Raw genomic sequence first — 5,524 nt, forward strand, 5'->3', positions numbered from 1 at the left:
CGGCCGGCCGCGCCCACGGCGGCCACCTTGCCGATGTTCTTCGGCGCGGCCATCAGCCCGCCCGCGCGGTCGAGCATGCCCCGGAACACCTGGCCCGGCTTCTGCTGCTCGCCCATGTACGCCGACACCACGACGAGCGCGCCGGTCAGCGCCGGAACGGCCCACTGGAGCAGCTTCATCTGCCGCTGACTGGCGGCGACGTTCGCCGGGGTGTGGTGGTTCGGTTCGGTGGTCCCCTCGACCGGCGGCCCGCCGGCTTTCTCCAGTCGCATGCCGACCAGCCGGCTGTAGCCGGTCACTGCCAGCGCGCCGACCGTCAGCGCGGTCTTCACCGCGCTCATCTTCCCCACGCCCGCCTGGCGGGCCATCCGCGGGCTCTCGGTGACCAGTTCACCGACCGCGCCGGCCAGGTGCGCGCCGATCGCCGCCGCGTTCACCGGTGTCCACCGCGCCCACCCGGCCGAGGCCACCGGCAGCCGCTCGGTCGTGTCGTTGATCCGCGCCGCCGCGCCGTTCACGCCCAGCGCCCCCATCAGGGAACCGCCGAACCAGGCCGCCAGGCCCAGGTCGTGCATCGAGCGCAGCGTGGTGTGCCGTTCTGACATCAGATCCCCCTCCGCCGTGTTCGGGCGGTGCGGCATACCCACGATCGGGCGACTCACGCCCGGGCGTGGCTCACCGGCGGGGGAGCGTGTCCGCGAACGCGGCGATCCGGGCGGCCAGCGGCGCCGACGCGCGTACCCAGGTGAAGTGGTCCAGCCGCGCGCCCGCCTCGGCGGCCGTGTAGCGGTGCCGCGTCACCGGCGCCGCGGTCAGCTTCCCGCAGAGGTGGTCGAGTGTCTCGTGCGGCGTGTACTGGTCGTCGTCGACGCTGACCGCGAGCACCGGTGTCCGGATCCGCCGTACGGCGGCCTCCGTGTCCACGCCGTCCAGCGCCGGGAACCGGCCGGTGCGAGCGGTGTGCGCCCAGTCCCGGATCACGCCGCGTGCCTGCCGGCCGCCGAAACCCCAGCCCGGCCAGACGCCGAGCAGCCGCGCCGTCGCCGCGATGGCCTGGGTGTACGGCAGCACGCCCCACCCGCGCAGGCCCGGGTACGTCCGCCACCACGGCAGCCCCACCGCCACCAGGGCCAGCCCGTCCACCCGGTCGTCGTCGTCCAGCGCCTGGTGCAGCACCGCCACCTGACCGCCCAGCGAGTGCCCGAGCAGCAGCCGGGTGCGGCCGTCCAGCCGGGGCTTGAGCGCGTCGAGCACGGCGCCGACGTCGGCGGCCATCTCCTGGTAGCCGTACCGGCAGGCGCGCGACGGCACCGGGGTGCTCTCGCCGGTGCCGCGCAGGTCGGCCACGATCACCGCGAGCCCGGCGTCGCGCAGCGCGGCGGCGAACGGCCGGTAGTACCGGGCGCGCACGCCCATCGCGGGCCAGATCAGCACCACCGGCGCGCCGGGCGGACCGGCCGGCTCCGGGTAGACCTGCACGCCGATGCGCGCGCCGTCGACGTCCACGTACTCCTGGGTGTAGTCCCCGCTCACCCGGATCAGGGTACGGCCCGAACCTTACCGGCGGGTAGCAAGGGGTCGCCTCACGCCACCGCCGGTGCGGGCCGGGCCGCGGTCGTCAGCGCGCCGTAGACGGCGACGAGCTGCTCCGCGCAGCGCCTCCAGGAGTACCGGCTGCGGACGCGGTCGAGCGCGGCGGTGGCGTACGCGAACCGGCGCACGTTGTCGCCGAGCAGCCGGCGCAGCGCGGTGCCGAGCGCGCGGGGGTCACGCGGCGGCACCAGGTCGCCGGTGAGCCCGTCCACCACGCTGTCGGCGATGCCGCCCACGTTCGTGCCGATCACCGGCACGCCGCAGGCCATGCCCTCCAGCGGGGTGCGCCCGAACGGCTCGTACCAGGGGGCGGCCACGAGCACGTCCGCCGACCGGTACCAGGCGGCCATCTCCTCGCGCGGCACGCCGCCGAGCAGCCGTACCCGGTCGGCCACGCCGCACGAGTCGGCGAGCGCGGACAGCCGGCGGGCGAACGTGTCGGCGGGCAGCAGGCGGGCCGGCGGGCCGCCGACCACCACGCACTCCGCGTCCGGCACCGCCGGCAGCGCCCGGACCACGTCCAGGAAGCCCTTGCGTTCGACCATCCGCCCGACGGTGAGGATGCGCGGGCGGGCCGGGTCGCGGGGCGCGACCGGGCCGTCCGGGCGGAACACCGCCGCGTTGACGCCGGCCGGCACGAGCGCCATCCGGGACCGGGGTACGCCCATCCGGACCAGCTCGGCGACCTCGTCGGAGCACTGCACGACGACCCGGTCCACGGCCCGGCCGAGCGCCCGCTCGTAACCGGCGCGCCCCGGTGGACTGGTGTCCCGTACGCCCTGGTGGCGACGCTTGACAGTGCCGAGCGAGTGGTACGTCAACACGGTCGGCACGCCGGTGCGACGGCTCGCGTGCACGGTGGCCAGCCCGCTCATCCAGAAGTGCGCGTGCGCCACGTCCGGGGTCCAGCCGCCGCGCCGCCAGGTGTCGGCCAGCCGGCTCCCGAACTCGCCCGTGTACGGCAGCAGGTCGTCCCTCGGCACCCGACGCGCGGGACCGGCCGGCACGTGGCACACCTGGTAGCCGTCCGGCGCGTCGACCACCTCGGGCAGCGCGGGGGAGTCACGGCGGGTGTAGACGCGGACGTCGTGGCCGGCAACGGTGAGCGCGGACGCGAGTTCCGCCACGTGCGTGTTCTGACCGCCCGCGTCCTGCTCGCCGGGGGCGGCGAGCGGGCTGGCGTGCGAGGAGATCATCGCGATGCGCATGTTCTCGTCCTCCGTGATCCGGTCCCGGCCGGCGAGGAAGCGGTCCGGACCGGACCGCTTCCTCGCCACCTCGCGTGCCCGTGCGCCGAGCCGGTACGCGGCGTCGGCGTCCACCGCCGCCGTGGTGGCCGGAGGATCGCGTTGATGCCGGGGATGCGCATGGAGGATCCGTACCCTCGGCTTGCGCCCCTAACCGGGAGATCGTCGACTTCTCCGCGGGCCCGCCCCCTCCGCTGTGGAGGCTCCGGCCCCGGCCAGGGCATCGACGCGCGTCCCGGTACCGGAGAACGGGTCCAGGAGTCCTGTGTGGCCGCGGGGTGTCAGCCCGGCAGCATCCCGGGGCCGAACACCTCGTAGGCGATCCGCTCGGCCGGCACGCCCCGGCGCAACAGGTTGCCCCGGACCAGGTTCATGAACGCGACCGGGCCGCACAGGTGCGCGTCCACCCCGGCGGGCAGCGGGAGCCGGTCCGGGTCGATCAGCCCGGCGGACACCTCCGCCTTCAGGCCGGGCAGGTCGGCCCCGGCGGCGTCGAGGTACCAGAGGTGGACGGCCAGGTTCGGCAGCCGCTGCTGGAGCGCGGGGAGTTCCGCGCGCAGCGCGTGCGCCTCGGCGGCGCGGTCGGCGTGCGCCAGCGTCACCCGGCGTCCGGGATCCCGGTCGGCCAGGTGGGCCAGCGCCGCCATCGCCGGGGTGAGCCCGATGCCGGCGCTGACCAGCAGCAGCGGCCCGTCGCCGACGGTGGCGTCGACCTCGCCGAACGCCGGGCTCAGTCGCAGCGTGTCGCCGACGGTCACCCGGTCGTGCAGGTGACCGGAGACCATGCCGTCGGGCGCGCCGCCCTCGCCGCGTACCCGCTTCACGGTGATCCGCCACTCCTCGGCGCCGGGACGGCCGGAGAGGCTGTACTGGCGGATCTGCTGACCCCGGCCGCCGTCCAGGTCGACGGCGACCGAGACGTACCGGCCGGGGGTGAAGCCGGGCGCGGTGCCGCCGCCGGCCGGCGCGAGGGTGAGCGAGACGACGTCGGAGCTCTCCCGGGTCCGGCCGGTCACCCGCCAGTCCTGCCACACCGGACCGCCCTCGGGTACGCCGGCGCCGGCGTAGAGCCGCGCCTCGCGGGCGATCAGCTCGCAGGCCAGGAGCCAGTAGACCTCGTCCCAGGCGGCGGCCACCGCCGGGGTGACCGCGTCGCCGAGCACCTCGCCGACCGCGGCGAGCAGGTGGCGGCCGACGATCGGGTACTGGGTGGCGGTGATGCCGAGGGAGGCGTGCTTGTGCGCGATCCGGTCCAGGATCGGCCCCCACGGCATGCCGCCGTCGCCGGTCAGGTGCGCCGCGTACGCGACCACCGCCGAGGCGAGCGCGGCCTTCTGCGCCCCGGTGGCCTGGTTGCCCCGGTTGAACAGGTCCAGCAGGTCCGGGTGGGCGTCGAACATCCGCTGGTAGAAGCGGCCGGTGATGGCCTCGCCGTGCGCCCGCACGACGGGCAGGGTGGCGGTCACGACCGCCGCTGAGGATTCCGAGAGCACGACCGAATCTCCTTCCGGGCTCGAACAGGTCGATCCCCACGAAACAGGATTCTTGGATTCCTCTTTTAGGGCCGAAGGTCCCGGCGCCGTGGTGGCATGGGTCACCGTGGATCTGCTGGTGTCCTGGACGGCGCCGAGTGACTAGGGTCGGTGCGTGAGGCTCAACCGGTCGACCGACATGGCGTTGCGGATCGCCATGCTGACCGCCGCGTCCCCGGTCCGGGCCACCGTCGACGAACTCGCCACCCGGCTCGAACTGCCCCGCAGCCACGTCGCCAAGGTGGTGCAGCGGCTGCAACGCATCGGCGTCCTGGTGACCATCAGGGGCCGCTCCGGCGGCGTGGCCTTCGCCGAGCACGCCGGGGACCTCACCGTCGGCCGGGTGGTCCGCGCCTTCGAGGGCGACGGCGAGGTGGTCGACTGCGTGCAGCCGGTCTGCCCGCTGGTCGCGGAGTGCCGGCTGCGCGGCGAGCTGCGCCGCGCGCAGGCCGCCTTCCTCGCCGTGCTCGACGGGGTACGCCTCGGCGACCTGGTCGACGGATCCGCCGGTCCGCTCCTGCTCAGCCTCGGCGCACCACCGGCCGGCCGCTGATGGCGGTCTCCCATCCGATCTTCTCCCGGATCTTCGCCCGCGCCAGCGTCGCCCTGGACCAGGCCGGCATGGCCGGGCACCGCGCCCGCCTCGTCGCCGGGCTGAACGGCCTGGTGGTCGAGGTCGGCGCCGGGAACGGGCGCAACCTCGCGCACTACCCGCCGCAGGTCAGCCGGGTGCTCGCGGTCGAGCCGGAACGCCGCCTGCGCGCGCTGGCCCGCGCCGCCGCGCCGGGCGCCCCGGTGCCCGTCACCGTCACCGCCGGGCTGGCCGAGGCGCTGCCGGTCGCCGACGGCGCCGCCGACGCGGTGGTGCTGTCGCTCGTCCTCTGCTCGGTGCCGGAACAGGCGGTCGCGCTGCACGAGGCGCGGCGGGTGCTGCGGCCCGGCGGCGAACTGCGCTTCTACGAACACGTGGTGGCGCAGACACCCGGCCTGCGCCGGGCCCAGCGCCTGGCCGACGCCACGCTCTGGCCGCTGTTCTGCGCCGGATGCCACACCGCCCGGGACACGGTGGCCGCGATCCGGGCCGCCGGGTTCACGGTGACCGAACTGGACCGGTTCCGCTTCCCGCCGACCGGGCTGCCGGCGCCGGCCTCG

Annotated in this window: 6 protein-coding genes; 2 read left to right on the forward strand and 4 right to left on the reverse strand. The window is 75.6% G+C overall.

All coding sequences use genetic code 11. The features are described 5' to 3' along the window. From ACPCK6_RS29180 to ACPCK6_RS29195, 4 genes are all read right to left on the reverse strand, one after another. On the reverse strand, nucleotides 1-605 hold a 605-nt coding region (locus tag ACPCK6_RS29180; RefSeq protein WP_423482812.1), incomplete at its 3' end, for a hypothetical protein. A gap of 70 nt (nucleotides 606-675) precedes the next feature. Then, on the reverse strand, nucleotides 676-1,533 hold the full coding sequence (locus ACPCK6_RS29185; protein WP_262012185.1) for an alpha/beta hydrolase family protein: 858 nt from the start codon (nucleotides 1,531-1,533) through the stop codon (nucleotides 676-678). A 50-nt stretch (nucleotides 1,534-1,583) separates the two neighbouring features. After that, the gene (locus ACPCK6_RS29190; protein ID WP_423482815.1) at nucleotides 1,584-2,801 is read right to left on the reverse strand and encodes a glycosyltransferase; all 1,218 of its coding nucleotides are present in this window, start codon (nucleotides 2,799-2,801) and stop codon (nucleotides 1,584-1,586) included. A gap of 320 nt (nucleotides 2,802-3,121) precedes the next feature. After that, nucleotides 3,122-4,333 carry a globin domain-containing protein gene (locus ACPCK6_RS29195; protein ID WP_423482813.1) on the reverse strand — a complete coding sequence of 404 codons (1,212 nt, stop codon included), beginning with the start codon at nucleotides 4,331-4,333 and terminating at the stop codon, nucleotides 3,122-3,124. A gap of 154 nt (nucleotides 4,334-4,487) precedes the next feature. On the opposite strand from ACPCK6_RS29195, the gene ACPCK6_RS29200 reads away from it, so the two are divergent. Both ACPCK6_RS29200 and ACPCK6_RS29205 read left to right on the forward strand, forming a co-directional pair. Then, the gene (locus ACPCK6_RS29200) at nucleotides 4,488-4,925 is read left to right on the forward strand and encodes an RrF2 family transcriptional regulator (protein ID WP_318333294.1); all 438 of its coding nucleotides are present in this window, start codon (nucleotides 4,488-4,490) and stop codon (nucleotides 4,923-4,925) included. Next, nucleotides 4,925-5,524, forward strand: a 600-nt coding sequence (locus tag ACPCK6_RS29205; RefSeq protein ID WP_423482814.1) for a class I SAM-dependent methyltransferase, incomplete at its 3' end; no start/stop codon positions are given. The genes ACPCK6_RS29200 and ACPCK6_RS29205, both read left to right, overlap by 1 nt.

The organism is Micromonospora sp. AB353 (assembly GCF_049538395.1).
GTDB lineage: Bacteria > Actinomycetota > Actinomycetes > Mycobacteriales > Micromonosporaceae > Micromonospora > Micromonospora aurantiaca.

Excerpts from the sequence above, each read along its gene's own strand:
- ACPCK6_RS29190 (WP_423482815.1), bottom strand. The coding sequence starts at position 2,801 with ATGCGCATCGCGATGATCTCCTCGCACGCCAGCCCGCTCGCCGCCCCC.